Below are 26,002 nucleotides of genomic sequence, written 5' to 3'. Positions count from 1 at the left end.
TCTAATACATAAAGGGACAAAGCAATACATATGCCAATCGACATCGAGACGTTCGAATCCTCTCCCGAGGACCGCCTCCAGCACTCCGGAGAGACGAACGCCGATTGCGTCATGCGGTTTCTCGCCGCCCATCCCGATCAGGCGTTCACCCAGAGCGAGATTCGGGATGCGACCGACGTCAAAGCGGGGAGCATCAGCGTCGTCCTCTCCCGACTCGAGGATCGGGGACTTGTCCGGCACAAGGGCACCTATTGGGCACTCGGTGAAGATGACGACGTCGCGGCGCACATTAGCATGCTCGAGAGTACGCGGGCGGCCAATGACCGCTTCGGCGAGGAGGACATGGACGAGTGGTTGGAGCACGCGGTCGACGACGAGGACGAGGCGACTGAATGAGCTATCAGCGCGGGGACGTCGTCTGGGGACCGGATCCGTTCAAGTCGGGTGAGAACCCGCGTCCGTGGCTGATCCTGAACAACGACACGCACCCGTTCGGCGACGAACAGTACATGACGGTCACGCTGACGACCACTCCTCACGACGAAACGGTCCCAATCGAGGATTCCGACTGGGTGGAGGGTGGAATGCCACGCCAGAGCTACGCCTCGCCCTGGTCGGTTTCGTCACCGAAGCACGCTGCACTCATCCGTCGACAGGGTCGTCTCGATGAATCGTTCGTCCAGACCGTCATCGACGAGCTGGAAACGTATCTCGACCCGCCAGCCGACACTCAGTAGCGACTGACCGGATCACGAATGGGCCGACGCTCCGCGCGGCTTCAGAGTGGTGACTGAGAATCTTGATCGCGTGTTGGTCAACGGTGTTCGTCTTGGGACGCCCGCTGACTAGTTTCTGAAAATCTTGACTGTAAGAGGCGACTGATAGCATCATCTTCGAAAGCCCTCCGCCGCTCGGCATCCCGCGACCCACGCTGCGCGCCTCATTCTTGCGGTGCTTACGGGGTCGGGGGACGACCGAGACGGCCTCGCCCTTTCTGAGTCCACCAGGGCGTGGTTGGTTCGCCGAGCGATGAAGCCGTTTGACCAGTGTACGCACCGGCCCGCCCCGCTCGCCGCATTCCGCCCTCCGCGTCGCTCGCGACCGACCATTCCGGGCTGCCTGCCTGCAGTAGCGGGCGGGCTGCCGGGCTAAAATGAATCTGGTCTCGACGCCAGCGCTTCACCCGTTCGGGTCCCCCGGACCTCGGCTCCGCCGACCGCGACGGACGTTGTTGCGTCGCGGCGAACGGGGAATGCGCTGGCCGCTCGCTCCGGGCGGGTCGTCGCGCGGTGCTGGATGATTGTCCGCCTCAGGTGCGCTCTCGCTCGCGCCCAGGGGGCGCTCACGAAGGCGCGAGCGAGAGCGCGCAGATGGTTCTGTCGGTCGGTGTCGTCGGAAAACCGCGATGTAGCAGCATCGCGGTGGCGGCGCGTGAGCGCCTTCGGATCAGTGAGATCCAATGTCAAGTAAGAACGTTACCAGTAATGTAGTTTCGGTCGATGAACAGGCATTCGAAAACACGGACGAAGCGGAGGTCGATGAAGATGGCTTCGAGGTCGTCGACGAGACACCCGAGTTCCAGGCGACGGTGCAGATGGAGGTGCAGGCGAAGGTGGATGCCAACCACCCGGACGGGATGGTCGACACCAGTGACGAGCGGATCTACGGTGTGAGCCTCGAGCAGGAAGAGCGCATTCGGGCGCGGGAGGCCGAACTGGAGCGGATCAGTGCCCAGGCCGAACTCGGGATGCAGAACGGTCGGGAGCAACGGACGCGAGAGGTCGCGACGAAGCGCAGTGCTGAGCGGCGTGCTGCGTTCCAGAAGCGGGCAGCAAGCGTGGACCCATGGGCGAACCCGGAACGGGGCGATCCTCGTGCAGAGTTCACCCAGGAGCAGCTGGCGGCGGTGAACAGACAGTCGATGCGGCTGGCCGAGAAGCTGGATGGATGGTCGCGAGCGGCAATCGGGCGGCGTTTGGCCGAAGCCGTCGTTGGTGGGAAAGACCTGATGAGTGCGGTCGTCGGGGTGTACGAGGAGCTGGAAACGGCGCCGGGACAGGTGGTTCCCATCGGAAAGCTCGAAGAGATCAATCGCAAAGAGGTGAGCATCGAGGGTCGTGTCGAGGTGCTTTGGGAGCCATCGAGCCCGGCCATTCAACAGGTCGGACTCATCGAGGACGAAAGTGGGAAAACGAAGCTGACGGTCTGGGAGAAATCGAATCAACCCTGGATCGAAGAAAGCGAGCGCGTTCGCATTCACGGCGCGGCGAAGAACTGGTACAACGGGCGCGTCTCAGTAGCACTCACTGGGTGGTCAACCCTTCATTTCCCTGAGCGCGGCCGCTGGTGGGAGTAGCCAGAGCAACACCCTTTTTTGCTGATGAGTAGCGGTCACCGCCACCTCCCACCACCTCCACGGTCCGGGCTGCTCACGGCCAATGGCCGTTACGCTGCCGGGCTTTCGCTGAATCTGTCCGTGGCAAGGGTATTCAGCATTCCAAGTCTTTAATTATCTATTCTACAAAGTATCGACAATGTACGACCTGACCGGGTTCCAGCGTGACCTCTTGTATGTGGCCGCTGGACTAGACGAACCGCATGGACTCGCAATCAAAGACGAACTCGAGAACTACTACGAGAAAGAGATCCACCACGGTCGTCTCTACCCGAATCTTGATACCCTCGTCGACAAAGGACTGATCGAGAAAGGTGAGGCCGATCGTCGAACGAACATTTATTCCGTGACGCGCCGGGGACGTCGTGAGATCGAAGATCGACGACACTGGGAAGACCAGTACGTTGGAGACCTTCTGTGACCTCAATGAAGCCCGTTCAACAAAGCTACCGAGTTATCTTCATTACCTATCCGCCACCTCAACGCTGACCATGCAGTCGCTTTGTGAGACCCACTATGGCCAGCGGTCTTCTCCCGTACTTCGGCACAACATCAATGGTCGATCCAACGTTCACAAACTAGAGGAACCGATTCGTGGCCGTCTCGAATCGCCCAAAGAGAGTCACGAGGACGCTCGCGAAGGCGAAATATTGAGGGAAGCGGTTCATTCATTATCCCAACAGGAAATGAGTGAAACGGGTCCAACCTTCCCAGACAAGCCAGAGGAACCAACCACCACCTCGGACCCTTCTCTCATCCATCCGGATTCGCGCCTCGAGAACGACGAGGTCCTGGTGATCGACCGCGACACCAGAACAGTAGTACATCACGCCTGCAAGCGCTGATGCTGACGTGCCCCACGTTTCCAAAACGATCGACAGCACATTGACCGGCATCTACATCGAGTCCCACACCGACTGCTTGTCATGGCACGGAAACAGATCGCTCCAGACGGACTCATCGATGCCTCGAGTATCGGCTACAATCATGGCATCGTCGTAGATGGCACCCTCTTTATGTCCGGTCAAGTCGGTTGGAACGAGGAATTCGAACTCGCGGGAGAGGATATTACAAGCCAGACGCTCAAAGCGTTCGAGAACGTCGAGATACTCCTCGAAGACATCGATCGATCACTGGCTGATGTGACGAAAGTGACGGCGCACGTCGTCGAGCTCCAAACGAACCGAGACGGGTTCTTCGAGGTGTGGAACGAGGTATTCGCCGATCCACCGTATCCATGTCTCACGCTCCTCGGGCCACAGCAGCTCGCTCAGGACGGGTTACTCGTCGAACTCGAGATCGAGGTTCCCGTTGAGGAATAGAACTAGTTACTCGCTTTAGAAAACGAGAGCTACTGTCGATGCGGCTGGCCGAAAGCAGGATAGCTGGTCGTGAGCGGCGATTGGCCGGCGACTGAGTGAGGCCGTAGTCGGTGGGAACGACCTGATGAGTGCAGTCGGTGGTGGGAATAGCCGGGTCGACGCCTCTTTTTTGCTGGTGTGTAGCGGTCACCGCCACCTCCCACCACCTCCACGGTCCGGGCGGCTCACGGCGCTCGAGGCGCCGTTTCGCTGCCGGGCTTTCGCCACCCCATAGGTCCGTGACGTCGCCGTTTCGTGTGGTGTTTGTTCGCCCGGAGTGGCTGAGGGGCGTCTCGAGTAACGCGTCGTCCCCTCGTGAGCATCATGGCAACTAGAGAGATTTACGAGTCGACGTTCGACGAAGATGTCCAGACCGAGACTGAATCGAACCAGTGTCCCGAGTGCGACGGTCGGGTCACGACCAACGCTATCGAAACTATCTGTGAGGACTGTGGGATCGTCATCGACGAGCAACGGATCGATCACGGTCCAGAATGGAGAACCCACGATCAGAACCAGCGAAAGCGGACAGGGGCTCCACTGACTGCGACACGTCATGATCGAGGGCTGTCGACGGAGATCGGTCGGAGGACCGATGCAAACGGGAACGAACTCTCCGGGCGAAAGCGTCAGCGGCTAGCCCGAATGCGCCGTGAGCAATCTCGTGGGCGATTCCAGTCGAAAGCCGAGCGAAACCTCGCACACGGCCTGGGTGAAGTCCGAAGAATCGCGAGCGTTCTCGAATTCACAGAGTCGGTTTGCGACCAGGCCTGTCACCTGTTCCGGAGCGCTCAAACTGAAGACCTGCTTCGAGGCCGATCGATCGAGGCGATAGCGGCAGCGAGCGTTTACGGTGTCTGTCGCTGTAACGGTCTCTCACGAACGCTCGAGGACATCGCCGACGTGGCACGGGTCAAGCAGTCGAGAGTCAAGAGCGCCTACAAGACGGTGAACAGAGAACTCGGACTCCCGGCCCAGCCCGTTCGTCCGAGCGAATTCATTCCCCGACTTGCGTCGGAACTCGACGTCTCTGACTCCATTCGACAGCGAGCTCGACGGTTGGCCGCAAAAGCTGAATCGGCAAGTGCCACAACGGGCGTCCGGCCCTCAGGATTTGCAGCGGCCTGTCTCTACAAAGCCGGGCGCGACGAAGGTCAGTGGCTAACGCAGACGGAGGTCGCGGAGGCTGCGAACGTCACTCCGTCAACCATCCGGTCACATCAAGACTCACTTGCTGAACTGGCCCTCTGAAGCGTCTGACTCGAAACGTTCAGTCTGTACTGAGTGTGGGGCTGATGTTTAAAAGTAAAGACGAAGGAACGTGCTGGTAGACGTCTCTATGACCGATCGTTACGCTGATCTTGAGGAACTCCGACCGCTTGGCGAGGTGACACAGATTCCCGACCGTGAACTCACCAGAGACGGTTGTCTCGACCCATCCAGAGATCAAACTGGGGAGATGCTCGTGGGATATCCAGACGACTCAACCGCTACAATGAACGAGTGTGCTTCCTGTGGCGCGTCGATCCCTGCCAGCCAGACCAAGTGCCAGTTCTGCCTCACGAATCATCTTGGAGAGTCCACCGACAAGCAGCCCGCAGACCTCGAGTGGACACTCCTTCACGTCGTCCATCTGCTCATCGAGGCCTCGACCGATTATCACGCCCTCGCGAAGGGTGCTGCGGCAGCGACCCTCCTCGCGAAGCCCGACAGGGATCCCGCCGTCGACGACTGTCAGCTGATCTACGATCTCGACGACGCGCCTGCCGCGCAGTTGACCGACCAGTGGCCCTCCCTTCCCGACGCCGTACGGGCGACCTCCGAACGTGGTGAACAGCTGCTTTCGGTAGCTCGGAAGCGGACTATCTGGACCGAGACGACGCCGTCGTCAAGTGGGGAAGCACACGCGACGTATCTGTACGACGAGAAAGGACACGGCGTTCGTGGCGAAGCTCGACTTACATGCCTACTCGAGAGCCCCGAGAACGATGTCTGGTTGGTACCAGCAATTGCGCTCCAGCGTGCCGCCGACGACGAGCACTCCAAGAATTGTCAACCTAGAGTTCCGTCGAAGACGCGGCTTGAATGTCGCACGTGCGGTCGAAAGACTGAGCATCAGTTTCAGGAGTTCGAGTCTTTCCAAGATGAGACGTGGTCTGGCCAGCCGATGTGGGAGTGTCAGGTGTGTCAGTCGCCCCGTCACGGACCAAATCCCCGCTGAAATACTCAGTAGAATACCACCTTAACCAACAAACAATGCAGATACCCGAACTGTTGGTTAAGTGTGGGCAGGGCTTGGCGAAGGACATCAGCGCACCCGCCTCATTTCTCTGCGCTAGGAGTCGGCGAGGGCACGGAAATGGACCCACGAGACACACCTGGCCACCGACTGCATCGCACGCTCAGCAACACTCAACACGTCTCCGTACAGAAGTGTAGCGGCACCCGCCTTCAATTGCGAGTGTGGATCCAGTGCGACGCCGAATCCGAATGAGTCCGTGAGGTCGATTGGTAGGGTTTCGACACTCATGGTTCGGCCAGCGAGTTTGTAGAGCTCGCCGATGAGTGATCATCAAGCCGGCCAGGGAGAACAATGGCAGCGCACCGATAGCGGCACCGAACGCACCGCCAACGAACACCGCCAGCACCATCTCGAGTGCCTACGGGTCAGAGAACGGCACCGATAGACCCCTCCTCCAATAGTGATCGGAATCTCCATCTCGCTGCTCCGAGCGCTGACAACCCACGCGGAGACCATCTCAGATGGTGTGTGCTGCCAGTGTCGCTCATGAGAGTACGTGAGAGTAGTTATTGCTCGGGCTGTCCTTCGAGCGCGTTCTCGATGTCGTCGAACAGAGAGTGGACAAGCTGGTTGATTTCATCGCGGATTTCACTGACTCGGTCGAGCGGTTTTCCAGCCGGATCAGTGAGTGCCCAGTCTCGAACGTCTACTCCGGTGGCCTCTGTGTCGAGGTCGAGCGTGGAACACCCCATAGTCGCGATGTAGTCGCACGACTCGAGGTCCGTGGTCGTGATTTCTCGGGGGACGCGAGTCGAGAGATCGAAGCCGTCCTCCTGCATTATGTCGACAACTTCGTCGTGAACCTGATCGGCGGGGTGCGTACCGCCGGTGAGAATCTCTACTGCATCACCGAGACCTCGCCGGTCACGTTCCCGTTCGGCGTACGCAGTGGCCATCTGACTGCGCCCGGCGTTCTGAACGCACATGAACGCGACACGGATCTGTTCGTCACTCATTGGTCTGCCCTCGTGTCGTGTCGAGTGCATCGAGCACTGCTCTTGCCCGTTCGGTTGCTTCGTAGTACCGCCAGGTACCATCCTTGCGGCGGGTAACGAGCCCCGTCTCGTAGAGGTCGGAGAGAGCGTGACTGATCGCACTCTCGCTGACGTCGACTACCGGTGTGATTTCACAGACACACAGTTCTTGATCAGCAGCCGCAAGCAGGTGAACGATTGTGTATCGAGTCTCGTTCCCCAATGTTTTCAACGCGGTTAGGTCAGAGTCGGAATTCGAAGGGAGATTCATCACATGCTGGCTAAGCGTCTCGATTCGGTTTTGGACATCCGCATCACAACACTCGCCTACCTCTCGTTCGAGGAGTCGCTCCAACCGCTCCGGCTGTTGAGCCATGATTGAGTAATTGAGCAACTCTTCATATAACAGTATCGGACCGAAAATAGCACATATGGCTCTGTTGAAATCCTCCGGGCCTGGCAAGAACTGCGTGCTGAGTACAGGGCGCGAATCGGTCACTCCTCGTTCAGTGAGAAGCGGCGATACAACCTGTGGAGAGTTTGGCCGCTCAGTCGTCAAGATATGGTTTCTCAACATGTGGGTCGCCCCCAATAAGCGTCGTCAGCCACCGAGTGACGGTATCGAACAACGCAACGAGTGGACCCAGTGCGCTTTCGACGTACGAAATCGGGCGGGCGACGCGGAGACTCCAGGACTCTGCATGGCCGAGCCCGTAGGATTTCGGCACGATTTCTCCGAAGACGAGGATTAGAACGCTGACGCTGAGTGTTGCTATTACGACGGCGAACCCAGGGGGAACGAACCGTGCAACAAGAAGTGTGATGATGCTGGTGATGGCGATGTTAACGAGGTTGTTCCCAACTAGCAGTGTGACGAGGAGTCGATGCGGGTTCGCACGGAGTTGTTGGAGCGTGCGACTATCTCGTGTACTGTCCTCGGGAGTAGTCTCCACCCATTCATCCGGGAGCGAAAAGATCGCTGACTCACTGCTGGAAAAGAATGCACTCAATGACAATAGAATTACGACTGCGATAAGGGACGGTACCAAGAACAAGTATGTACTCATGTTTGACTCCTACAAAGGTAGCTGTATGAATACCGGTGGTTGATTCGCAAGCGAAGTGAGCGGGTGGTCCAACTTTCTCAACGTGAAACAAACACAGCAATCGTGCTGAATATATCCTCTGTATGCAGCACAGCAATTCGAACCTATCACCCACTGAGGACTTCAACAGAGCCGCACAGATACTTCTATTCTGATTATTGGCCAGGGAACTGGGCAGGGATTGCGAGCGGTATAGAGAATCGATGACCGGCGATCGAGAGCGAGAATTATCCGAACTGTCACTGATCTCGTTCCGCACCACCGCACAACCTTCGACCGTTGTACATGGTTCGGTTTCGACGCCACATCTATTCGAAAACCGTTTCCGAGAACACCCACTTTGCACCGCCTCAATCGTGCTTCGGATAGCTACGTATTCGGATAAAGACCTCTTGACAGCTATAAACGTCTATTACTTAGATTCATTGCTAGTCGTGACGGAGTCGCGCACATGGTCGTGACAGAGCGGATCGATAGGGAATCGATCGGGATCCACCAGGAGTACATCATGGACGTTCGCATCGTCGAACTAGACGACGGCCGTTACCGGTTCGAAGCGCCGCATCACGAGGGGATTGAATTTGACGACGCCGAGACCGCCGAGTTGTACGCCGATATCTACTTCGACGTCAACGGCTTCGAGGAGGCCGGTACCGGCGAGCGGGGCATCCCTCCAATCATCATCCAGGCCGGTCGGGATACGCTCGCGGCGTACCTCCTCACCCAGCCATACAATGACCGTCAGTGGGTCGGTTCGTTCATGGGCGTCCAGCCCGGGAAGATTGAACGGTACGTCTCGCGTGTCCAAAAGCGAGCGACCAACATCCGCCGGAAGGCCGCTGCGATCGACGACGGGGAGACCGAACCCTGAGACGGACGGCGCGATCAGTTTTCGGCAGTATGTGTTGATTCTTCCAAGGTAGACGGCCAGCACCGCAAAATTTCACCATGGCGGGCCGGTTTTTGGCCGGCCTACATAATAGGAATATGGACGACCTCACACCCTACCCGAGGGATCTATTCTGGGTCACATCAGTTCCGTCGCATATATAGCGACAATAATCGTTCTGAACAGGGCTGTTGACCTATTATAAACCAACTTCATGCACGACCTGAATTTCGTACTTGCATGGTTGATCAACCAAAACGCAACCTGATGAAAGCCTCCATCGCCACCCTGGTCGGCGCAGGCGTCGCGGGCGTCGCCAGCGGTGCCGGGGATAGCTACCGCGGATATAGCCCCGACGACTCGACGGACGATGACGACACACTGACCGAGGGAGCACCGAGCGTCGTCGGTGACCTGAAGCGATTCTCGACGACCGCCTTCGGCGCGGAGATGACCGGGCCGTTCGTCTTCGAGGATGGGACGCTGCTGATCAGCGTCCAGCATCCGAGCCGGAACAATCCCGCACCCTATGACAAGGGCGGTGTGGGGTACTACCGGGGCTTCCAGTTCGAGTTCGAAGGGACGAACGATGACTTCACGGAGTCACCGGCACCAGTCGAAGAGCAACAGGACACCGTCTGGGCGGCCGACGCCAAGTTCGAATACCTGATCCAGGAGGGTGACCCGATCAACGGCGGTACCGAACGCTGGGGGATCGTCGAAACGCCGGACGGACGGGAGGTCACACCGGAGAACTTCGCGGGGACGACCTACGGCGACCCCGGGTACAACATGGACTGTAACCAGTTCGTCGCCACAAACGACGATGGAACTGAGGGCTACCTATTCACCAACGACGAGAACAGCCCCGGCAACGTCATGCGGACGCCGCTCAGGAAAACCGAGGACGACGAGTGGGAGGCTGATCCCGAGAATGCGATCAACACAGTCAACACGAACGCTTTCCGCGAGATCGGCGGCACGCGCATCAACTGCTACGGCGACCTGAGTCCGTGGGAGACAATGATCTCCTCCGAGGAGAACTATGCCCACCCACGAGCGAACCTCACGGGGACGATCAGCGATATTATCGAGGCCGGCGACGGCGAAGGCCTGCGGGGGGCGGCTTACTTCTGGAACCGGCCGAACCCCTCCGAGATCCAGACCGCCATCAATGAATACGACGAGGTCGACGGCTGGTCCGTCCAGGGCTACTGGAACATGACCGGCGTGGAGCACCTCGCCTACTACCTCGGCGCGGATCCCGTGGAGTCCGGGGATGGGAACCCGATCGATCCCATCGGCGACGTCTACCCCAACCCCTACCGCTACGGCTATCACGTCGACATCCGCGAGCCGACGGCAGACGAGCCACAACCAGTCAAGTACTACGTCATGGGCCGAGCCGCCTGGGAGGCGCCGGACATCCTGCCCGACGAGCGCACCGTCTACGGCTGTTCCGACGGTGACAGCAAGGGTATCTATAAGTTCGTCGCGGATCGGCCGATCTCGAGTTACCAGGATCCGATGGATGTCGCCGGGACGCTCTACGCTCCGAAGATTACCAACGACGAGGCCGCCTCCGGGAAATCGCCGGCTGAAGTTCCCCTCGAAATCGAGTGGTGGGAATTAGGCCACGCGAGCAACGTCGAGATCGAATCCTGGATCACCGAGTATGACGACGTCACCCAGGTCGACTACCTTGAGAGCCACACCAACTGGAGCGAGGGCGACAAGGTCACTGAAGAGGTCCTCAAGGAGGCCGATCTCGAGGTCATCGAAAACGGCAACAGCGACTACATCTCCGACGAGGCGATCGTCGAGTGGGCCGAGCAGTACGAAAAACAGGGTCCGAACTGCGTCGACGAGGAACTCCGGCGGGTCCCCTTCCTCGAGACGCGCGCCGCGGCCAAGGAGATCGGCGCCTCCATCGAGTTCAACAAAGCCGAGGGCGTCGACAGCAAGGACGACGCTAGACCTGGTGACTACATCTATTTCGGCATTTCCGAGTTCAACGACGACATGGACAACCAGGCGCCCGACGACGGCGGCGACATTGCGCTTGACCGCGTCGACGGCGGTGTGGTATACCGGGCAGAACTCGGCCCCCGATACGACGTCTCGACGCTCGAGCCGGTCGTCGTCGGGCCCGACTTCACAAGCGAGGAGGCGATGAAGGACGTCGACGATTCACTGCGCAACGTCGATAACGTCTATGCGATGCGCGACGGTCGCGTCCTCCTTTGCGAGGACGGCTGGCGGGGTGGGAATCGCAGCTACCCCAACGACGCGCTCTACGTATATGAACCCGAGGAAACCGAGCGGCGCGGACCGCCAGGCGGCGATCCGCCGGGACGCAACGACCCGCCGGGCCGTGACAGCGGTCGATAGAGTCGTTACTGTGATGGTCTAGCAAGGGTCGGTCACTGTCGGATCGGTAAGCGGTCGACGCGTTAATCGGGCCGCGTCTCTGAACAGCTTTTTTCAGCCCTCCGCGTCAGTGTGTTCCACGACGATCACTCGGTCCCGGCCACCGTCGAATCGGTAAGATCGGCGTCTCGCAAGGTACCGCGATGGAAACAGGCGAAGATGAGCAGAGCGACGAGGGTGGAGACGACGAACGCGCCGAAGAAGCCGGTCGTTCCTCACCACTCGGTATTCGGGGTCAGCGACAGACAGGACCTCGTGTTCGTCGAATCGGTGCCGACGCCGAATGCTGCGACCACGACGATTGGAAAGGCGCGATAAATGGGAGGACGTTGACTGACAGCACCCAGTCGTCTCTCAGCGGATGGCGCATTTTTATCTTCACAGTTGTTTCTCTCGCGCAGCAGTTTGGAGTGCGGTTTCGGCGATATTGCCACCGTATTCTGCCGTCCTCGTGAGACTATCCAGTGTCAGTGCGATCAGGTGGCTTTCAGGGATATCTCGTTCGTGAAGTTCGCGTTCGAGATCTTCGAGCTCCGCGGCGAGCTCGTCTCGATTGTCCAGTGCCCTGTGAGCTGTTTCGATATCCGCATCTCCAATAATCGTACTTGTGGCCTGTTCGACAATACGCCTGGATGCTTCAGCGTTCGTCTCGATTTCGTCAACAAAGTCATCGGGCAGTGGGTTTTTAAATCGGGCCGCGAGATTCGCGATTTTTTCGGCGTGGTCGGCGACCCGTTCAAGTTGCCGGGCTGTAGTCTGATAATCATAGAGATCGGATTGGTCTAAATCGAGTTCTTCGGTTTCTCGTAGACGAACCAGGGATCGCTGGAAGTGTCGTGAAATCATTGCATATAATCGATCAACTTGATCATCCTGTTCGATGACATGCTCCGCAAGAGCATCGTCTTGTTCAATAAGAGTAGTGACTGCATCCTCGTGCATGGAGAGAGCCACCTGCTGAATTTGGACCGTCGATTGTTCGACGGAAACCGTCGCTGAGTCAAGGAGACTCTGCAGCTTGACCTGTGTATCCGTGGATTCGAGCGTTTCGAGCCCGATGAATTCTCGAGCTGTCGCAGAGATCACTCTCCGGTTCTGGCTCAAATCCGTGGAGGCAGAGAGCGTGAGCCGGTTGAAGCCGGTCGTATACAGTGCTTGGATCGTTCGTCGAACTTGGGTTTCCGAAAAATGGTCAATATCGACGTTCGTCTCCCAGTAGTCGTCGTCCTCCGCCGATTCAATAATAATCGTTCGCTTGCGCGGATAGAGGCGAAGCGTATCGCCCGTTTCTAGATCAATTTCGTTCGCCCACTCTTTCGGGAGCGAAACTGTGAACGTGGATCCGCCCGTGAGCTGTGCTTTTCGTGTTTCCATGGGTTATTGACAGGATGGGATGTGTGCACTCATTTCTTGGCTTTCCTCTATATGGTGTAGATTTGGAATACATACGGAGAACGCTAGCCTCCTGAGTTAATTGCTACTATGATTTGTATGATCGGTACTGACGGATATATAGTGATACGTAGCTAAACAGTGGAATTGGCCATTAGACTTCTAAATTGATTAGCGATGCTCGTAGTATCTATGTCGCTACCGCCACATCGAGAGATCAACAACCACGGACAGATCTACTGATATCCACGTTTCCATCCGTTCGATCCCGGTCATATCCGGTGGGTGAATCGTCCCGCGATCGGGACTATCGTCGTATGAAACAATGGCCAACTGTAGGGCTGGTCTTCTTTCTCTCTCCGCTTGTGACGACATCTCCCGACTCGTGTTGGTCTGGTCTTCCTGGGACCGGTCTCGATTACTGGAAGTATGAGAGGATTCACTCATTGTCATGACTCACGTATTCAGTCCTGCATCACCGACAAAGCCGCTGCTAATTGTCTCTTGTAACGCTATGCTGAAGAAATGTTCAAATCAAGATGTAACCTGGCCTACCTGGGTTCGTGCTCTGAAAAGAGGAACATTTAGTGATACGTAGCCCTCTGTTCTTGCCTGTACTCCTCTGACCCGACCAGGCCAATTTGTACTCGTCGGTACTCGATTGTACCCCTATTATAAACCGCTTTAGTAGTGAACTGTCCGTCTTCAGGTGATGACGCAAGACTCAGAGCGTCTGTCTGACCTAGTATCGCGACGTAAATTTCTGTACACGTCGGGGGCTGTGGGCGCGATAGCTCTAGCAGGCTGTATCCAGGAAAACGAGGGGAGTGACGGAAATTCCAACGGAGGTAGCAACGACAATTCCAACGGAGGTAGTGACGGTAACTCTAACAGCGGTAGTGGCGGTAATTCTGATGGTGGCGATAGCCTCTCGGGCGAGATTGTCAACACCGGTAGCAGTACGGTGTTTCCGATCACGGACTATATGGCCGAGCAATTCATGGAGGAACACCCCGACGTGAACGTCACCGTTGACTCCACGGGGAGCGGCGGCGGGTTCGAGAACCACTTCTGTCCGGGCAACTCCGACATCAACGGCGCCTCAAGGCCGGTCAAAGATGAAGAGGTCGAAAATTGCCAGTCCAACGGTGTCGAACCCGTCGAGTTCCAGGTCGCCGGCGACGCGCTGACGATGGCGGTCAACAACGACAACGACTGGGTCGACTGCCTGACTTTCGAAGAGATGTCAATGATCTGGCGCGAGGACGGCGTCGACAATTGGTCGGAGGTGCGCGACGGATTCCCGGACGAACCCATCGAGATGTTCGGCCCGGCCTCAACGTCGGGAACATACGACTGGTTCCTCGCGAACGTCATCAACTACGATGGTGCTGACCGCAACCACACCGCCGAGCACGAACCGACCGAAGAAGACAACCTCATCGTGCAGGGCATCCAGGACAACGTTGGTGGGATCGGCTACTTCGGGTACGCCTACTACAGCGAAAACCAGGACGCGGTGAAGGCGGTGTCGGTGCGGGAGTCTGAAGACGACGAGTGTGGCGCCCCCGGCCTCAAGGCGGCCGCGGAAGGTACCTATCCGATGGCTCGCCCGCTGTTCGTCTATCCCAACGAGGAGGCGCTGGGCCGCGAGGAAGTTTACGCGTTTATGGAGTTCTACCTCGAAGAGGCGGGAACCGACGTCATCGCGGACGAGATCGGCTACGTCCCCTCCGGGAGCGATCTAGTGGAGGAGAACCTCTCGAAGCTGGAAGAGTACGCGTAAGCGAGAGCGGACATTTAGCCATATTCTTTTATGAGCCCCGAAACAAACGCGCTCCAGCTCACCGGAGCACAACAGAGCAAGCGGGTCCGCGAGCGACTGTACCGCTGGCTATTGCTTCTGTGTGCGGCCGTGTCGATCGTCGTAACGGTCAGTATTGTCTTCGCACTCGCGTTCGATGCTGTACTGTTCTTCGAACTCGTGTCGCCACGAGAGTTCTTCACAACGACGTCGTGGGTCCCACCTCGAGATGAGTTTGGGGCGGTCCCGATCATCTTCGGGACGCTCGCGGTGACCGCAATCTCCGCCCTTGTCGCCATCCCAACCGGCGTACTGGCGGCCGCGTACCTGAGCGAGTACGCGAGCACCCGCACCAGGGCGTACCTCAAACCGGGACTGGAGATCCTCGCAGGCATTCCGACAGTAGTCTACGGCTACCTCGCGCTCGTCTACCTTACTCCCTTCCTCCGGCAGGTTACGGGGCTCGGTCTGGGGACGTTCAACATCCTGAGCGCGTCGCTGATGGTAGGTATTCTCATCATCCCGATAGTCTCCTCGCTGTCGGAAGACGCCATGTCGGCGGTCCCGGACGAGCTTCGCCAGGCCGGCTACGGCCTCGGCGCGACGAAGTTCGATGTCACGACCGGCGTGGTCATCCCGGCGGCGGCCTCGGGCATCTTCGCCTCGTTCATCCTCGCACTTTCGCGAGCCATCGGCGAGACGATGGTCGTGGCGATGGCTATGGGGCTCCGGCCGCGGATGCCAGCCGTCAAGGAGGGGCTCTTCGGCATCCCCTACCTCGCCCCGATCGAGACGGTCGGCAGCTCGGGTCAGACGATGACCTCGGCGATGGTCCAGGCGGTCACGACCGACGTCAGCGCGGCGTCACCCACCTACAAGAGCATGTTCGCTCTCGGGCTGACCCTCTTTGCCATTACCTTTGCGATGAATTACGCAAGCAACCGACTCTCGAAGCGCTACCGGGAGGAATACCAATGAGACCGAATAACGCACCGGAGCGTCAAAGAGGCATATCGGTCGTTCGGAGGTGGATTACCGATGGCCAGTGAACCCGCGGGTGCGGACGTCGTAGAGGAACGAGAGACTACGGCGGACGTCAGCCGGCTCCGGGGGCGGGTGTTCAAGTGGGTCTCCGCTGCCGCGACCGTCTTCGGTATCACGGTGGTCGCCGGATTGCTCCTCTACGTCGCCAACGACGCTCTCCGGCCGTCTTCGGCCGATCTTGGATGGGGCCTCACTTTCGCCGCGACCCTCGGCCTCCCGATGGTGGCCCTGGCAGCCTACTACCTTACGCGGGATCGGGCCGCAGGGCGGGTGGCCTATGAGACGACCGGCGTTCTGGCGGTGGGACTGATCACCGCCGGGGGATTCGTCATCCTGTTTCGAGAACTCGCCACGCCCGTCAAGTGGCTCGCGCTGGTCGTAGCGCTCGGCGTCGGAGCCGGTGCGATCATCATTCACGCCCGTCTCCGCCCGGCGGCCGCACTCGAACGCCTGGTCGTGTCAATCCTCGCACCCCTCCTCGCCGTCCTCGGTGTTCCGGCGATATCGGTCGAACACACGGTCGCATTGCCGCTTTCAGGGACCAAGTTGTTCGCGGTGACGTTCGCAACGCCACGACTCCTCCCGAGCGTCCGCGACCTAGTGTTCCTAATCCCCGTCCTGCCGGTCGACTGGATGCTCCTCGTCGGTACCGTGACGGTCCCCGTCTCGTTCGCGTACGGCCGGTTCGTCGTCTCCCGCCGCGACGACGGCCGGGGTCGATACGAACTGGTCGGCGGCACAGTCGTCGTCGCGACTGTCGTCGCGCTCGTGGCCCCGCTGGTGGGAGTCACCCCCGAGAACGGTGTGCTGCTCGCGACCGCAGTCCTCGTGCCATCTGCAGCGTACCTCGAGGGCGTCGTCCGTCGAGATGAGGGACTGCTCGGTCTGCTGTTCCCGGTCGCCGTCGTTCTCGGAGGGGTCGCCGGCGTGGCGATCACAGGCACGTTGGGGTTCGCCGGCCCGGATCCGTGGCTCGACTGGGGCTTCCTTACCAGCGCTACCTCGCGGAACCCGGCCGATGCAGGCATCTACCCCGCACTCGTGGGCTCGGTCCTGATCGTCCTCGTCATCGCGCTGACGGCGTTTCCAGTGGGCGTCGGCGCCGCGATCTATTTGGAGGAGTACGCGCCGAGTTCGGGTCGGCTCGCCCGGCTTGTCGAGCTCGTCGAGATCAACATTGGGAACCTCGCTGGCGTTCCCTCCATCGTTTACGGCCTGCTCGGTCTGGCGCTGTTCGTCCAGGGGATCGGCCTCCGGAGCGGTATCGTGATCGTCGGCGGCCTCACCGTGGGCTTGCTGATCTTACCCATCGTCATCATCTCGGCTCAGGAGGCCGTGCGCGCAGTCCCCGATTCGCGGCGACAGGCCTCCTACGGGATGGGCGCGACGCGGTGGCAGACGACCCGGAACGTCGTACTCCCCGAGGCGCTGCCGGGAATCCTCACCGGGACGATTCTCGCGCTCGGCCGCGCCATCGGCGAGACGGCGCCGCTGCTCATGATCGGGATAGCCTCGAGCGTCCGGTCGCCACCCTCCGGATTCTTTTCGAAGACGGGGGCGATGCCGCGGCAGATTTTCTCGTGGTCCTCGGAGATCCAGCCGGAGTTCCGCTTCGGTGTGCTCGCAGCCGGGGTGATCGTCCTCGTAGCCGTCCTGCTTATTATGAACGGGACGGCGATCGTCCTGCGGAACCGGTACCAACGGAGTAACTAATCATGTCACAGCCAGATTCGAATGAGGAAGAACTGACCGGAAGTACGAACTACACCGACGAGTTGTTGATCGAGACGGCAGTTGAGGCAGAGCGCTCGGATCCGCGGCGTACACCCGAGTCGAACGTCATCGAAGTCGACGATCTGAGCGTGTACTATGACGACGAGCAGGCGTTACGCTCCGTGGACATGGCGGTTCTAGAAAAGCGCGTGACCGCGCTCATCGGTCCATCGGGGTGTGGGAAGTCGACGTTCCTCCGGTCGTTGAACCGAATGAACGATCTCATTGACGCTGCTCGCGTCGAGGGACGGGTCAAGCTGGGGGGCAAGAACGTCTACGACGGCAACGTCGATCCAGTGGCGCTCCGCCGACGCATCGGCATGGTGTTCCAGTCGCCGAACCCGTTCCCGAAGTCGATCTACGACAACGTTGCCTACGGCCTCCGCGTTCAGGGGAAGGCCGACAACATAGATCTCGACCAGGCTGTTGAGTGTGCGCTCCGAGAAGCCGCCCTTTGGGAAGAGGTCGCCGACAAACTCGAGTCGTCGGGGCTGGATCTATCCGGTGGCCAGCAGCAGCGGCTCTGCATCGCTCGCGCGATTGCAGTCGATCCCGAGGTGATCCTCATGGACGAACCTGCGAGCGCGCTCGACCCAGTGGCGACCTCGAAGATCGAGGACCTGATCGAGCAGCTCGCGGAGGACTACACGGTTGTCATCGTCACCCACAATATGCAACAGGCCGCCCGCATCTCGGACAAGACGGCCGTCTTCCTCACCGGCGGGGAGCTCGTCGAGTTCGACGACACCACCAAAATCTTCGAGAACCCCGAGAGTCAGCGCGTCGAGGACTACATCACCGGCAAGTTCGGGTGACTGGCGTGACGCGAGAGACATACCAACAATCGCTGGATGACCTCCGGGACGATGTACTCGAGATGGGACACCTCGTCGTCAAACGGTTCGAGATGGGGCTGGAGAGTTTAGTCAACACGGATGAATCACTGCCTCTGGAAGTCATTGAGGGAGATTCAGACATAAACGAGACGTACCTCACACTGGAAAACCAGTGTGTCGACCTATTTGCGCTCCAGCAGCCCGTGGCGGGTGATCTCCGCTTCATTGCGGCCTCGTTCAAAATCATCACGGACCTCGAACGCGTTGGAGATTTAGCAGCCAATCTCGCGCAGTACGCATTGACAGCGAAGCGCGATCTCACACCTGAAGTCGCTATCGACGACATCGGTCGCGACGCAAAGGCCCTCCTCACGCGAAGTCTCGAAGCGTACGCAATCGAAGACGTCGACGTATGTTGGGAGATCGCAGGCAGCGATGACGACATCGACGCTCTCTGTCAGCGGGCGAGCGAAACCGTTGTGCGGGACTTGATCGAGCGCAAGGCAGACAGCGACGATTCATGGGCGATTGAGCAATTACTCGACGACGTCTCGCGCGTGCTGTTGACGATTCGCGATCTCGAACGGATTGCCGACCATGCCGTGAACATCGCAGCCCGGACCCTGTACATGGCCGAGAACGATCCTTCACTTATCTATTGACAAATGGAGACACGCAAAATTCAGATGGTCGGCGGCGGGACCTACACCGTATCACTGCCCAAAGAGTGGGCCGAATCAGAGGACATTACCGCAGGCGATAGCGTAAATTTGCATACACATATCGACGGAACGCTCGTCCTCCAGGCACGAGAATGCGAAGATGACGCTACGAGACAGATCGCCGTCGAAGTTGCTCACGCCGACGCTGAGCCACTCGAACGAACGCTGCGGGCGGCCTACGCAGTGGGTGCGAAGGAAGTAAGACTCGATGCAGCGGACGGTTTTACAACCGGCCAACGGCGAGTCATTGACCTGGTCGCCAGAAACCTACCGGGGGTGTCCGTTACTGAGGAGTCCGAATCGAAGATCACGGTTCGAACGCTCCTCGATACTGAGGAAGTGTCGGTTCGACAGTCGGTACGTCAGCTCAAGTTCGTCGCACTATCGATGCACCGCGATGCAACAGATGTAGTGACTGGAGATACCCCTCCCGGAAATCTAGCCGATCGTGATGATCAGGCCGATCGTCTCTACGCGATGATCGACCGGTCCTTTGCTCAAGGACTCGCACGTCTCGACGTGGTTGATGCGTTGGAATTGACCCGCTCGGAGTTATTTGAACTGTGGGGGACGACCCGGGAGCTAGAGCGCGTTGCTGACCACGCCGAAGGCATAGCAACTGTCGCCACCGAGATCGATAACTCTATAGGCGAACCAACCACGGACGAACTCCGTGAAATTTCCCAGAGGGCACGTGAGATTATAACGGACGCAGTGAGTGTGATAATCGGTGATGCGGATGTCGAAACCGCGCAACAGGCGTTGACTGCCCGTGATCAGCTCCGCGAGGATATTACCACATTCGAGTGTCGGTTGGCAGAGTCGTCGAACGTAGGTGCTCAGCTCAGACCAATTCTCGATAGGTTGCGACGGACAGCTGAACACGGGGGAAACATTGCAGAGTTCGGGCTCCGACACGGTATTCGTCACGGTAAACGGATAGAACCATCGCAAGAGACCACAGACAGGCACGACCCGACTCAGGAGTCTCACGTCTCAACTGGAGGATGACAGCCGGCTCAGACTACGCCAACAGGGTTGAGTCCTGCCGAATGCGCTATCTATGCAAAGCGTATCAGCTTAGGATCGCTCTCCGAAACGATTTCCAACATACCGATTCCGTCACGGCATTCGAGAATCAAGTCGAGACGTACCTTTCTTTCGGCACCAATCGAACCGACTCAGATCCTGGACTTAGAGTGCGTCTTCTCGTTGCTCATCTGTATAGATGGAATAGTTATCTCTGTTGAAATCCTATTGCCTCGATGACTTTCCCGCTGAAATAGCCGTTATGTAGGTGCGCGAAATAGCCACTCAGCTCGACCACCTATATAGCGAGCATGTCATAGAATTGTCCCCACAGGATTGTTTTCACCCTGGCCGTCAACGAACCAGCTGTTAGATAGAGCGTGCGTGCTTTCCGCTGAATATTCTATCAGTTCCAATATATGTTCCCGCTGCCGTGCAAGATACACAGCGCGAATGTAGTACAAGACCGGCCCAGTTGGGAAGTAGTGATTGTTCAATACAGTGGCGGGACTGGTCACTCTAGGCTTTCAATCGCCTTGAAACCCGATCCTCCACAGGTACAGCCACTTCTTCCAGAGAGTTTAATGGGTCCATCAACCAGCCGTTTGCCTGAATGCACTTTTCCGCACCGAGTACACATAGCGATGACTACATTTCTGGTTTTTCCCATCAATATAACTGAAAGTACTACAGACCCCCTAATTAGTGTTAGCCAACATTCACGACATCATGAACGGGCAGGGAATTTCGAGTATTGAGTAGCGAACTCAGCCAAAGCCACTTTCCAGAACCAGTCTGACGTGCTGAACCCATCCATTGAACGGTCACGCCACTCCTGACAGAAAATGAGTGGTTCGAACACCCGTGCAAGATACAGAGCGCGAATGTCGTACAAGGCTTTACTCAATCTGTACGGCAGTCCGGCTATGACAAACAGCGGGCAGCAACTGGAATTAATTAACATCATCAGCAGCATCGGGAAGCTATTTATATGGCCTGGAATGGGAGGCGAAGTCTATGATGACAAAGAGAAATGAGCCGACCGAAGTCAAACGTGCATACTCGTCCGATGAGGCTCTGAATAAATATGAGGACCTAAACGAACTCGGTTTCTACGATGTGGAAGAAAGGCTTGTGAAGCGATACTTTCAACCTCGTTCTGCGCGAGTTCTTGATGTCGCCTGTGGTGCCGGTCGGACAACGAAGCCCCTCGCGAAGATGGGTTACGATGTCGTCGGCATTGATATTAGTGAGGAGATGATTTCGAAAGCGAATTTATTATTCCCTGAACTCGACTTCCGTGTCGGTGACGCTGCCGATCTCCCGTTCCCGGACGAATCGTTCGATTTCATTCTTTTTTCATACATGAATATCGACTATCTCTATCCGAGAGAGCAGCGGCTTCAATCACTTCGAGAACTAAACCGAGTTCTGAAAAAAGGTGGGCGTCTTATTTTTGGCACTGGAAATAGTCTGCATGTGATCCCAGCGCTGCTCCGTAGAAAACCCAGCCATCTGTTCCGATTTTATGTGAGAAATGAGAATTACAAGCGAATATTCAGAGTATACAAAAAAGATCCAGACGAATGGAATTTGAGAACATATTTCGGGACACAACCACGTAATCTTTTGGACCTTCACCGGTACGGATTCAAAACCGAACACATTAGTGGGAAACGGGAGTCAATGCTTCGGTTTTTTGAAGAAGTACAGTACTATGTTGCCCGTAAAATTAAACATATAGGACATCACGAGGGCACAAATATCTGAACGGTGGAAATTCTGTCGATCAGTCAGTCGTGGGCCGAACACGTACTGACAGAGCCAGTTTGACGAAGTCAACCTCTATTTTCAGCAGGCAGTTCTTACCAACAATTCGCCAGGACTGATCTCGTCTGCTGAATAGAGAGCCGGATGTCGTACGAGGTGAGAGGAATCTTACGAGAGTCTGTGTCGCTCAATAAGGGTAAAGCGTTGAGCGTCATCAGTAGCCGTGAGCGAAGCGAGCAACTCGAGTGAACAAAGCCAGCGAGAACCTAAAGAAAAAGCAACCAATTGCGACGGCACACAGGGATAGATGATGCGATTACACACGGCAAACCATACGCTCTTAAGAAAGATAGTATTCAACAGGTGAGATAGGACTATAAGTCGTGTTGGTGGTCACCAATGTATGGGTGTCGAGGTCGTTGAAATAGCGGAAGATGAGTGCGAGCAATGGGATACATACGTGGAACGATCTCCGTATCGGTCACCCTTTCACAGATACGCAGCGCTTGACGTGCTGGCAGCACAGAGTGACGCGAAACTCCACACACTCGTCGGATACAAGGGTGAAGAACCGATCGGTCTCTTTCCAGTATTCAAGTCAGTTGTCGGCCCGATAACGGCTGTCCGATCGCCACCGAACGTATTTGGGTCCACTCCAATTCACCTCGGTCCGCTTCGACTCAACTTCGAACGGTGTAGCCAGCAGCGAAAGCAAAAAGATAACCGGCGATTTATTGAACAGTGTCTCAGTTGGATAGATGCCGAGATAAAACCAGACTTGATCAGTGTTCTTTGCGGCGATCGATATGGCGACGTTCGACCGTTCCGTTGGCACGATTACGACTTTACGATCTCACCCAATTTCACATACATAATCAACCTTGGACGTAGCGAGGAGGAATTACTTCGTTCGTTCACCAACGATGCACGTCGAAACATCAGGGCTTACCAGAATTCGGAATTAGATATTCACATCGGTAACAGAGAAGACGTAAAACGTCTCATCACGCAGTCAAACTCCCGATATCAGGAGAAAGGGCTTCTTCAGAAGGTTCCGGCAGAGATTATTCTCAATCTATACGACTCGCTCGGATCGTCAGTTGTCCAACCCTACGTATGCTACGTGAACAACAATTTCGTGGGGGGTACGCTCAACATTGTAGAAGGAGATACAATGTACACGTGGATCGGTGGCACTGCTGGTGGTATTGAGTTACCGATAAACGATGCGCTTGACTGGGTGGCGATGCAGAACGGAATCAAACAAGGTCTCGAACGATTCGATTTCCTCGGTGCGATGGCAGATGGTGTCTACGAATACAAGATGAAGTTCAATCCGAAACCGAGATCGCTATTCCACATCCGTTGGGCATCAACGAAAACGCACACAGTCTCCACAATCTATAACCGAGTTCCAAGGATTATTAAGACGGCAATCTCCGGATGATCGACTTGAACTGTGGAGTCAATCGTACACTGAGCTCGTCGCCGACTGACTCTACGGATCAATCAGTATCCTCGACTAACCAGCCTTCGGGCGGTCCGAATCCATAGCATGTATCCTACCTGAGCGATCGAACAGTATCTCTCTGAGAGACTCTCGGAAATCAGTTCGTATGTGTAGATAGGATAATTTACTTGAATAGCTGTGTAATAAACGATGTTGTCGTGCTGCACTTATCCTCTATATTCAGCAGGCCGTTTCTGACGTCTATTCGAGAGGTGGGTAACTGCTCTGGTAACGCCTTCGTCTGTATCTATTCGGTCACTTCGAAGGGTACGAGAAGAGTTCTATGACACGCTCTTCGTTCGTCAAGAAGCATCCGGTACGTCGTACTCTTCCGTATCTTGAGACAAAGTAAGACGATGTACTGGTGTACCATCGTTTCGAGAATTTTGAGGAGGAGCGAGCTGTCACTCGCCGAACCAAGTGCACCACTTACTCAAAAAACCGGAGTAGCCGCGACTTTGGGAAGGGCTGCATTCAGCCAAATTATCGGGCGAATTTGTATTTCTCTGGGGATTTCAATAGCACCACATTAGCATGTTGTAAGATGAGACAGCTACCCAACAGGGGTATAGAGACCTATATAGTAGTATGCCCCGATATGGGACACTCATATATGGCATATATAGCAATTAGCACCGTATTTAGGTAGTCAACTCTCTCGTCCACGTGATGGTAGACAGCCAGTCTGGGCGTTTAGGGAGTACAGTTTCCCGACGGAAGTTCCTCGGCGCAGCCGGTTCCGTAGGGGCGGCTGTGATAGCGGGTTGTTCCGAAACGAACAGTGGAAACGGCGAAGGCGGTAATGGTCTCTCTGGTGAAGTCATTGTCAAAGGATCGAGTACGGTATTCCCAATTTCGGACGTGATGGCCCAGCGATTCATGGAGGAGAATCAAGGCGTCAATGTCACCGTCGACTCGACGGGAAGCGGCGGCGGCTTCGAGAACCACTTCTGCCCCGGCGATGCGGACATCAACGGTGCATCAAGGCTGATCAAGCCTGAAGAAGAAGACCACTGTGCAGAGAACGATGTCACGCCAGTCGAGATGCAGATCGCCGGTGACGCGGTAACGATGGCAGTTAGCCCGGAAAACGATTGGGTCGACTGTCTATCCTTCGATGAGATGGCACAAATCTGGCAGGAAGGCGGTGCCGAAACCTGGCAAGACATCAACGAGGACTGGCCCGACGAGGAGTTCGTACTCTATGGCCCTGATACAACTTCAGGAACGTTCGACTGGTTCTCCGAGAACGTCCTCGATGGTGAGAGCCACCGGACCGACTACGAGCCGACGGAAGACGACAACATCATCGTCGAAGGGATTGAGGACGACCAATACGCAATCGGCTACTTTGGCTACGCTTACTACGCCGAGAACGAGGACCGCGTAAAGGCACTCGAGGTCAAAGAGTCCAACGACGACGAGTGCGCTGAACCGAGCCTAGATGCGGCGAAAGAGGGAACGTATCCGCTGGCTCGTCCCCTGTTCGTCTATCCGTCCGAGGAGGCACTTGAAAAAGAAGAGGTCTACGCATTCATGGAGTTTTACATCGAGAACTCGTCGGCCGACTGGATCGCCGACGAAATCGGATACGTGCCAGCAAACCAGGATATCGTCGACGAGAACATGGGCACACTCGAGGACGCGGCAGGGAACTAGCAGCGTTAGTCGCGAATACAATTGGTAACCTCGGTGTCAAATTTCAATGAGTACTGATTCAATAGCTGCTGACCTTACCGGGTCAGTTGATGGACGAATAGCCAAAGAACGGCTGTACCACTGGCTGCTGTTCGGTTGTGCTGCACTGACGGTTATCGTCACCGGCAGTATCGTCGTAACGCTGGCGGTGGACGCGATCACGTTTTTCCGTCAGGTCAACGTTGTCGCCTTTCTCACCGGAACAGAGTGGGAATCGAGCCGAGACACGTTCGGCGTCCTGCCGCTGGTGACTGCAACGCTGATCGTCACGGTTATCTCGGCGCTGGTCGCTATCCCGATCGGAACCGCGGCTGCAGTCTATCTGAGTGAGTACGCTAGTGACCGGGCGCGATCGGTGCTAAAGCCGGCCCTTGAGATCCTCGCAGGGATCCCGACAGTTGTCTACGGTTATCTTGCATTAGTGTACCTGACGCCGTGGCTACGCACAGCTGGGCTCGAGTTGAGCCTGTTCAATCTGCTGAGCGCGTCGATCATGGTCGGGATCATGATTATTCCAATGGTCTCTTCGATCAGCGAGGACGCTATGAGTGCAGTCCCTGACTCCCTGCGAGAAGCCGGATATGGGCTTGGTGCAACGAAGTTTGAAGTCTCGACTGGTGTCGTCATTCCGGCTGCAGTCTCTGGTATCCTCTCCTCGTACATCCTCGCGCTCTCGCGAGCGATCGGCGAGACGATGATCGTCGTGATGGCCGGCGGAATGCAGGCGCGAATGCTGGACGTAACGAACCCCTTCGCGAACCTCTTCAGCTCTGGTCAGACGATGACCGCCGCGATGGTCCACGCCGTCACGAGCGACGCGACCGGTGGAACGCCGGAGTTCTACTCGATGTTCGCGATCGGATTGACGCTGTTTTTCATCACGTTCGCTATGAACCTGTTGAGTAACCGAATCGCCGCACGCTACCGGGAGGAGTACCAATGAAGTTCGCTCAATTGACCGCCACAG

At 57.0% G+C, this 26,002-nt stretch carries 25 protein-coding genes and 3 pseudogenes; 21 read left to right on the top strand and 7 right to left on the bottom strand.

Features of this window, described 5'->3' with window-relative positions; all coding sequences use genetic code 11:
* Positions 1-30 precede the first annotated feature (30 nt).
* From NGM29_RS20285 to NGM29_RS21645, 9 genes and pseudogenes are all read left to right on the top strand, one after another.
* Positions 31-396 carry a MarR family transcriptional regulator gene (locus NGM29_RS20285; protein WP_254161477.1) on the top strand — a complete coding sequence of 122 codons (366 nt, stop codon included), beginning with the start codon at positions 31-33 and terminating at the stop codon, positions 394-396.
* Positions 393-737: a type II toxin-antitoxin system PemK/MazF family toxin gene (locus NGM29_RS20280; RefSeq protein ID WP_254161475.1), complete on the top strand. Its 345-nt coding sequence runs from the start codon at positions 393-395 to the stop codon at positions 735-737. The genes NGM29_RS20285 and NGM29_RS20280 overlap by 4 nt, the downstream gene beginning before the upstream one ends.
* 722 nt (positions 738-1,459) lie before the next feature.
* A complete protein-coding gene (locus NGM29_RS20275; protein ID WP_254161473.1) occupies positions 1,460-2,356 on the top strand; it encodes a DNA-binding protein in 897 nt (298 codons plus the stop codon).
* 178 nt (positions 2,357-2,534) lie between these two features.
* Positions 2,535-2,816, top strand: a complete 282-nt coding sequence (locus NGM29_RS20270) for a helix-turn-helix transcriptional regulator (RefSeq protein ID WP_254161471.1) — start codon at positions 2,535-2,537, stop codon at positions 2,814-2,816.
* A 505-nt stretch (positions 2,817-3,321) separates the two neighbouring features.
* Positions 3,322-3,717: a RidA family protein gene (locus tag NGM29_RS20265; RefSeq protein WP_254161469.1), complete on the top strand. Its 396-nt coding sequence runs from the start codon at positions 3,322-3,324 to the stop codon at positions 3,715-3,717.
* Between the two features lie 49 nt (positions 3,718-3,766).
* Positions 3,767-3,859, top strand: a pseudogene (locus NGM29_RS21360) (DNA-binding protein); the annotation flags it as partial.
* 221 nt (positions 3,860-4,080) lie between these two features.
* A complete protein-coding gene (locus NGM29_RS20260) occupies positions 4,081-5,007 on the top strand; it encodes a transcription initiation factor IIB (protein WP_254161467.1) in 927 nt (308 codons plus the stop codon).
* An 88-nt stretch (positions 5,008-5,095) separates the two neighbouring features.
* Positions 5,096-5,977 (top strand): biosurfactant protein 1, encoded by an 882-nt coding sequence (locus NGM29_RS20255; protein ID WP_254161458.1) that lies wholly within the window; start codon positions 5,096-5,098, stop codon positions 5,975-5,977.
* A gap of 138 nt (positions 5,978-6,115) precedes the next feature.
* Positions 6,116-6,178, top strand: a pseudogene (locus tag NGM29_RS21645) (DUF8012 family protein); the annotation flags it as partial.
* On the opposite strand, the gene NGM29_RS21640 reads toward NGM29_RS21645, so the two are convergent.
* The 4 genes from NGM29_RS21640 to NGM29_RS20240 form a co-directional block, all read right to left on the bottom strand.
* Positions 6,159-6,407 carry a DUF7973 family transport facilitator gene (locus NGM29_RS21640; protein ID WP_484549584.1) on the bottom strand — a complete coding sequence of 83 codons (249 nt, stop codon included), beginning with the start codon at positions 6,405-6,407 and terminating at the stop codon, positions 6,159-6,161. The pseudogene NGM29_RS21645 and the gene NGM29_RS21640 overlap by 20 nt on opposite strands.
* 157 nt (positions 6,408-6,564) lie before the next feature.
* Entirely contained in the window at positions 6,565-7,014 is a 450-nt protein-coding gene (locus tag NGM29_RS20250) for a low molecular weight phosphatase family protein (RefSeq protein ID WP_254161456.1), read from the bottom strand.
* Complete coding sequence (locus tag NGM29_RS20245; protein WP_254161454.1) at positions 7,007-7,408, bottom strand: ArsR/SmtB family transcription factor; 402 nt, start codon at positions 7,406-7,408, stop codon at positions 7,007-7,009. The genes NGM29_RS20250 and NGM29_RS20245 overlap by 8 nt, the downstream gene beginning before the upstream one ends.
* Before the next feature lie 172 nt (positions 7,409-7,580).
* Positions 7,581-8,099: a DUF21 domain-containing protein gene (locus NGM29_RS20240; RefSeq protein WP_254161452.1), complete on the bottom strand. Its 519-nt coding sequence runs from the start codon at positions 8,097-8,099 to the stop codon at positions 7,581-7,583.
* Positions 8,100-8,589: 490 nt separating this feature from the next.
* Between NGM29_RS20240 and NGM29_RS20235 the strand changes: the two genes are divergently transcribed.
* The gene (locus NGM29_RS20235) at positions 8,590-9,009 is read left to right on the top strand and encodes a hypothetical protein (RefSeq protein ID WP_254161450.1); all 420 of its coding nucleotides are present in this window, start codon (positions 8,590-8,592) and stop codon (positions 9,007-9,009) included.
* A 258-nt stretch (positions 9,010-9,267) separates the two neighbouring features.
* Complete coding sequence (locus NGM29_RS20230; RefSeq protein ID WP_254161449.1) at positions 9,268-11,418, top strand: alkaline phosphatase PhoX; 2,151 nt, start codon at positions 9,268-9,270, stop codon at positions 11,416-11,418.
* 417 nt (positions 11,419-11,835) lie between these two features.
* On the opposite strand, the gene NGM29_RS20225 is transcribed toward NGM29_RS20230, so the two are convergent.
* Both NGM29_RS20225 and NGM29_RS21555 read right to left on the bottom strand, forming a co-directional pair.
* Positions 11,836-12,831 carry a phosphate uptake regulator PhoU gene (locus tag NGM29_RS20225; protein WP_254161447.1) on the bottom strand — a complete coding sequence of 332 codons (996 nt, stop codon included), beginning with the start codon at positions 12,829-12,831 and terminating at the stop codon, positions 11,836-11,838.
* Positions 12,832-13,047: 216 nt separating this feature from the next.
* A complete protein-coding gene (locus NGM29_RS21555) occupies positions 13,048-13,224 on the bottom strand; it encodes a DUF7511 domain-containing protein (protein ID WP_425499280.1) in 177 nt (58 codons plus the stop codon).
* Positions 13,225-13,561: 337 nt separating this feature from the next.
* Here NGM29_RS21555 and NGM29_RS20220 point away from each other — a divergent pair, with 337 nt between their 5' ends.
* The 8 genes from NGM29_RS20220 (at position 13,562) to NGM29_RS20185 (ending at position 23,274) form a co-directional block, all read left to right on the top strand.
* The gene (locus NGM29_RS20220; RefSeq protein WP_254161445.1) at positions 13,562-14,635 is read left to right on the top strand and encodes a PstS family phosphate ABC transporter substrate-binding protein; all 1,074 of its coding nucleotides are present in this window, start codon (positions 13,562-13,564) and stop codon (positions 14,633-14,635) included.
* Between the two features lie 30 nt (positions 14,636-14,665).
* The gene (gene pstC / locus NGM29_RS20215; RefSeq protein WP_254161443.1) at positions 14,666-15,631 is read left to right on the top strand and encodes a phosphate ABC transporter permease subunit PstC; all 966 of its coding nucleotides are present in this window, start codon (positions 14,666-14,668) and stop codon (positions 15,629-15,631) included.
* Positions 15,632-15,691: 60 nt separating this feature from the next.
* Positions 15,692-17,410 carry a phosphate ABC transporter permease PstA gene (pstA, locus tag NGM29_RS20210; RefSeq protein WP_254161441.1) on the top strand — a complete coding sequence of 573 codons (1,719 nt, stop codon included), beginning with the start codon at positions 15,692-15,694 and terminating at the stop codon, positions 17,408-17,410.
* 2 nt (positions 17,411-17,412) lie between these two features.
* Positions 17,413-18,285: a phosphate ABC transporter ATP-binding protein PstB gene (gene pstB / locus NGM29_RS20205; RefSeq protein ID WP_254161439.1), complete on the top strand. Its 873-nt coding sequence runs from the start codon at positions 17,413-17,415 to the stop codon at positions 18,283-18,285.
* Between the two features lie 5 nt (positions 18,286-18,290).
* The gene (phoU, locus tag NGM29_RS20200) at positions 18,291-18,968 is read left to right on the top strand and encodes a phosphate signaling complex protein PhoU (RefSeq protein WP_254161437.1); all 678 of its coding nucleotides are present in this window, start codon (positions 18,291-18,293) and stop codon (positions 18,966-18,968) included.
* Between the two features lie 3 nt (positions 18,969-18,971).
* A complete protein-coding gene (locus NGM29_RS20195) occupies positions 18,972-20,039 on the top strand; it encodes a phosphate signaling complex PhoU family protein (RefSeq protein WP_254161435.1) in 1,068 nt (355 codons plus the stop codon).
* A gap of 1,035 nt (positions 20,040-21,074) precedes the next feature.
* Positions 21,075-21,827 carry a class I SAM-dependent methyltransferase gene (locus NGM29_RS20190; protein ID WP_254161433.1) on the top strand — a complete coding sequence of 251 codons (753 nt, stop codon included), beginning with the start codon at positions 21,075-21,077 and terminating at the stop codon, positions 21,825-21,827.
* Between the two features lie 403 nt (positions 21,828-22,230).
* A complete protein-coding gene (locus NGM29_RS20185) occupies positions 22,231-23,274 on the top strand; it encodes a GNAT family N-acetyltransferase (protein ID WP_254161432.1) in 1,044 nt (347 codons plus the stop codon).
* A gap of 361 nt (positions 23,275-23,635) precedes the next feature.
* On the opposite strand, the pseudogene NGM29_RS20180 reads toward NGM29_RS20185, so the two are convergent.
* Positions 23,636-23,766, bottom strand: a pseudogene (locus tag NGM29_RS20180) (IS5/IS1182 family transposase); the annotation flags it as partial.
* Positions 23,767-24,006: 240 nt separating this feature from the next.
* Between NGM29_RS20180 and NGM29_RS20175 the strand changes: the two are divergent.
* Both NGM29_RS20175 and pstC (NGM29_RS20170) read left to right on the top strand, forming a co-directional pair.
* Entirely contained in the window at positions 24,007-24,996 is a 990-nt protein-coding gene (locus tag NGM29_RS20175) for a PstS family phosphate ABC transporter substrate-binding protein (protein ID WP_254161431.1), read from the top strand.
* A gap of 46 nt (positions 24,997-25,042) precedes the next feature.
* The gene (gene pstC, locus NGM29_RS20170) at positions 25,043-25,978 is read left to right on the top strand and encodes a phosphate ABC transporter permease subunit PstC (protein WP_254161430.1); all 936 of its coding nucleotides are present in this window, start codon (positions 25,043-25,045) and stop codon (positions 25,976-25,978) included.
* Positions 25,979-26,002: the final 24 nt, after the last annotated feature.

The organism is Natronosalvus rutilus (assembly GCF_024204665.1).
Classification (GTDB): Archaea; Halobacteriota; Halobacteria; order Halobacteriales; family Natrialbaceae; genus Natronosalvus; species Natronosalvus rutilus.
This window is presented reverse-complemented; position numbering and strand designations above follow the sequence as displayed.

What these genes read in the sequence shown, in the direction of transcription:
- NGM29_RS20285 (WP_254161477.1), top strand. Translation starts at nt 31, where the DNA reads ATGCCAATCGACATCGAGACGTTCGAATCCTCTCCCGAGGACCGCCTC.
- NGM29_RS20280 (WP_254161475.1), top strand. Translation starts at nt 393, where the DNA reads ATGAGCTATCAGCGCGGGGACGTCGTCTGGGGACCGGATCCGTTCAAG.
- NGM29_RS20275 (WP_254161473.1), top strand. Translation starts at nt 1,460, where the DNA reads ATGTCAAGTAAGAACGTTACCAGTAATGTAGTTTCGGTCGATGAACAG.
- NGM29_RS20270 (WP_254161471.1), top strand. Translation starts at nt 2,535, where the DNA reads ATGTACGACCTGACCGGGTTCCAGCGTGACCTCTTGTATGTGGCCGCT.
- NGM29_RS20265 (WP_254161469.1), top strand. Translation starts at nt 3,322, where the DNA reads ATGGCACGGAAACAGATCGCTCCAGACGGACTCATCGATGCCTCGAGT.
- NGM29_RS20260 (WP_254161467.1), top strand. Translation starts at nt 4,081, where the DNA reads ATGGCAACTAGAGAGATTTACGAGTCGACGTTCGACGAAGATGTCCAG.
- NGM29_RS20255 (WP_254161458.1), top strand. Translation starts at nt 5,096, where the DNA reads ATGACCGATCGTTACGCTGATCTTGAGGAACTCCGACCGCTTGGCGAG.
- NGM29_RS21640 (WP_484549584.1), bottom strand. Translation starts at nt 6,407, where the DNA reads ATGGTGCTGGCGGTGTTCGTTGGCGGTGCGTTCGGTGCCGCTATCGGT.
- NGM29_RS20250 (WP_254161456.1), bottom strand. Translation starts at nt 7,014, where the DNA reads ATGAGTGACGAACAGATCCGTGTCGCGTTCATGTGCGTTCAGAACGCC.
- NGM29_RS20245 (WP_254161454.1), bottom strand. Translation starts at nt 7,408, where the DNA reads ATGGCTCAACAGCCGGAGCGGTTGGAGCGACTCCTCGAACGAGAGGTA.
- NGM29_RS20240 (WP_254161452.1), bottom strand. Translation starts at nt 8,099, where the DNA reads ATGAGTACATACTTGTTCTTGGTACCGTCCCTTATCGCAGTCGTAATT.
- NGM29_RS20235 (WP_254161450.1), top strand. Translation starts at nt 8,590, where the DNA reads ATGGTCGTGACAGAGCGGATCGATAGGGAATCGATCGGGATCCACCAG.
- NGM29_RS20230 (WP_254161449.1), top strand. Translation starts at nt 9,268, where the DNA reads ATGGTTGATCAACCAAAACGCAACCTGATGAAAGCCTCCATCGCCACC.
- NGM29_RS20225 (WP_254161447.1), bottom strand. Translation starts at nt 12,831, where the DNA reads ATGGAAACACGAAAAGCACAGCTCACGGGCGGATCCACGTTCACAGTT.
- NGM29_RS21555 (WP_425499280.1), bottom strand. Translation starts at nt 13,224, where the DNA reads ATGTCGTCACAAGCGGAGAGAGAAAGAAGACCAGCCCTACAGTTGGCC.
- NGM29_RS20220 (WP_254161445.1), top strand. Translation starts at nt 13,562, where the DNA reads ATGACGCAAGACTCAGAGCGTCTGTCTGACCTAGTATCGCGACGTAAA.
- pstC (WP_254161443.1), top strand. Translation starts at nt 14,666, where the DNA reads ATGAGCCCCGAAACAAACGCGCTCCAGCTCACCGGAGCACAACAGAGC.
- pstA (WP_254161441.1), top strand. Translation starts at nt 15,692, where the DNA reads ATGGCCAGTGAACCCGCGGGTGCGGACGTCGTAGAGGAACGAGAGACT.
- pstB (WP_254161439.1), top strand. Translation starts at nt 17,413, where the DNA reads ATGTCACAGCCAGATTCGAATGAGGAAGAACTGACCGGAAGTACGAAC.
- NGM29_RS20195 (WP_254161435.1), top strand. Translation starts at nt 18,972, where the DNA reads ATGGAGACACGCAAAATTCAGATGGTCGGCGGCGGGACCTACACCGTA.
- NGM29_RS20190 (WP_254161433.1), top strand. Translation starts at nt 21,075, where the DNA reads ATGATGACAAAGAGAAATGAGCCGACCGAAGTCAAACGTGCATACTCG.
- NGM29_RS20185 (WP_254161432.1), top strand. Translation starts at nt 22,231, where the DNA reads ATGGGTGTCGAGGTCGTTGAAATAGCGGAAGATGAGTGCGAGCAATGG.
- NGM29_RS20175 (WP_254161431.1), top strand. Translation starts at nt 24,007, where the DNA reads ATGGTAGACAGCCAGTCTGGGCGTTTAGGGAGTACAGTTTCCCGACGG.
- pstC (WP_254161430.1), top strand. Translation starts at nt 25,043, where the DNA reads ATGAGTACTGATTCAATAGCTGCTGACCTTACCGGGTCAGTTGATGGA.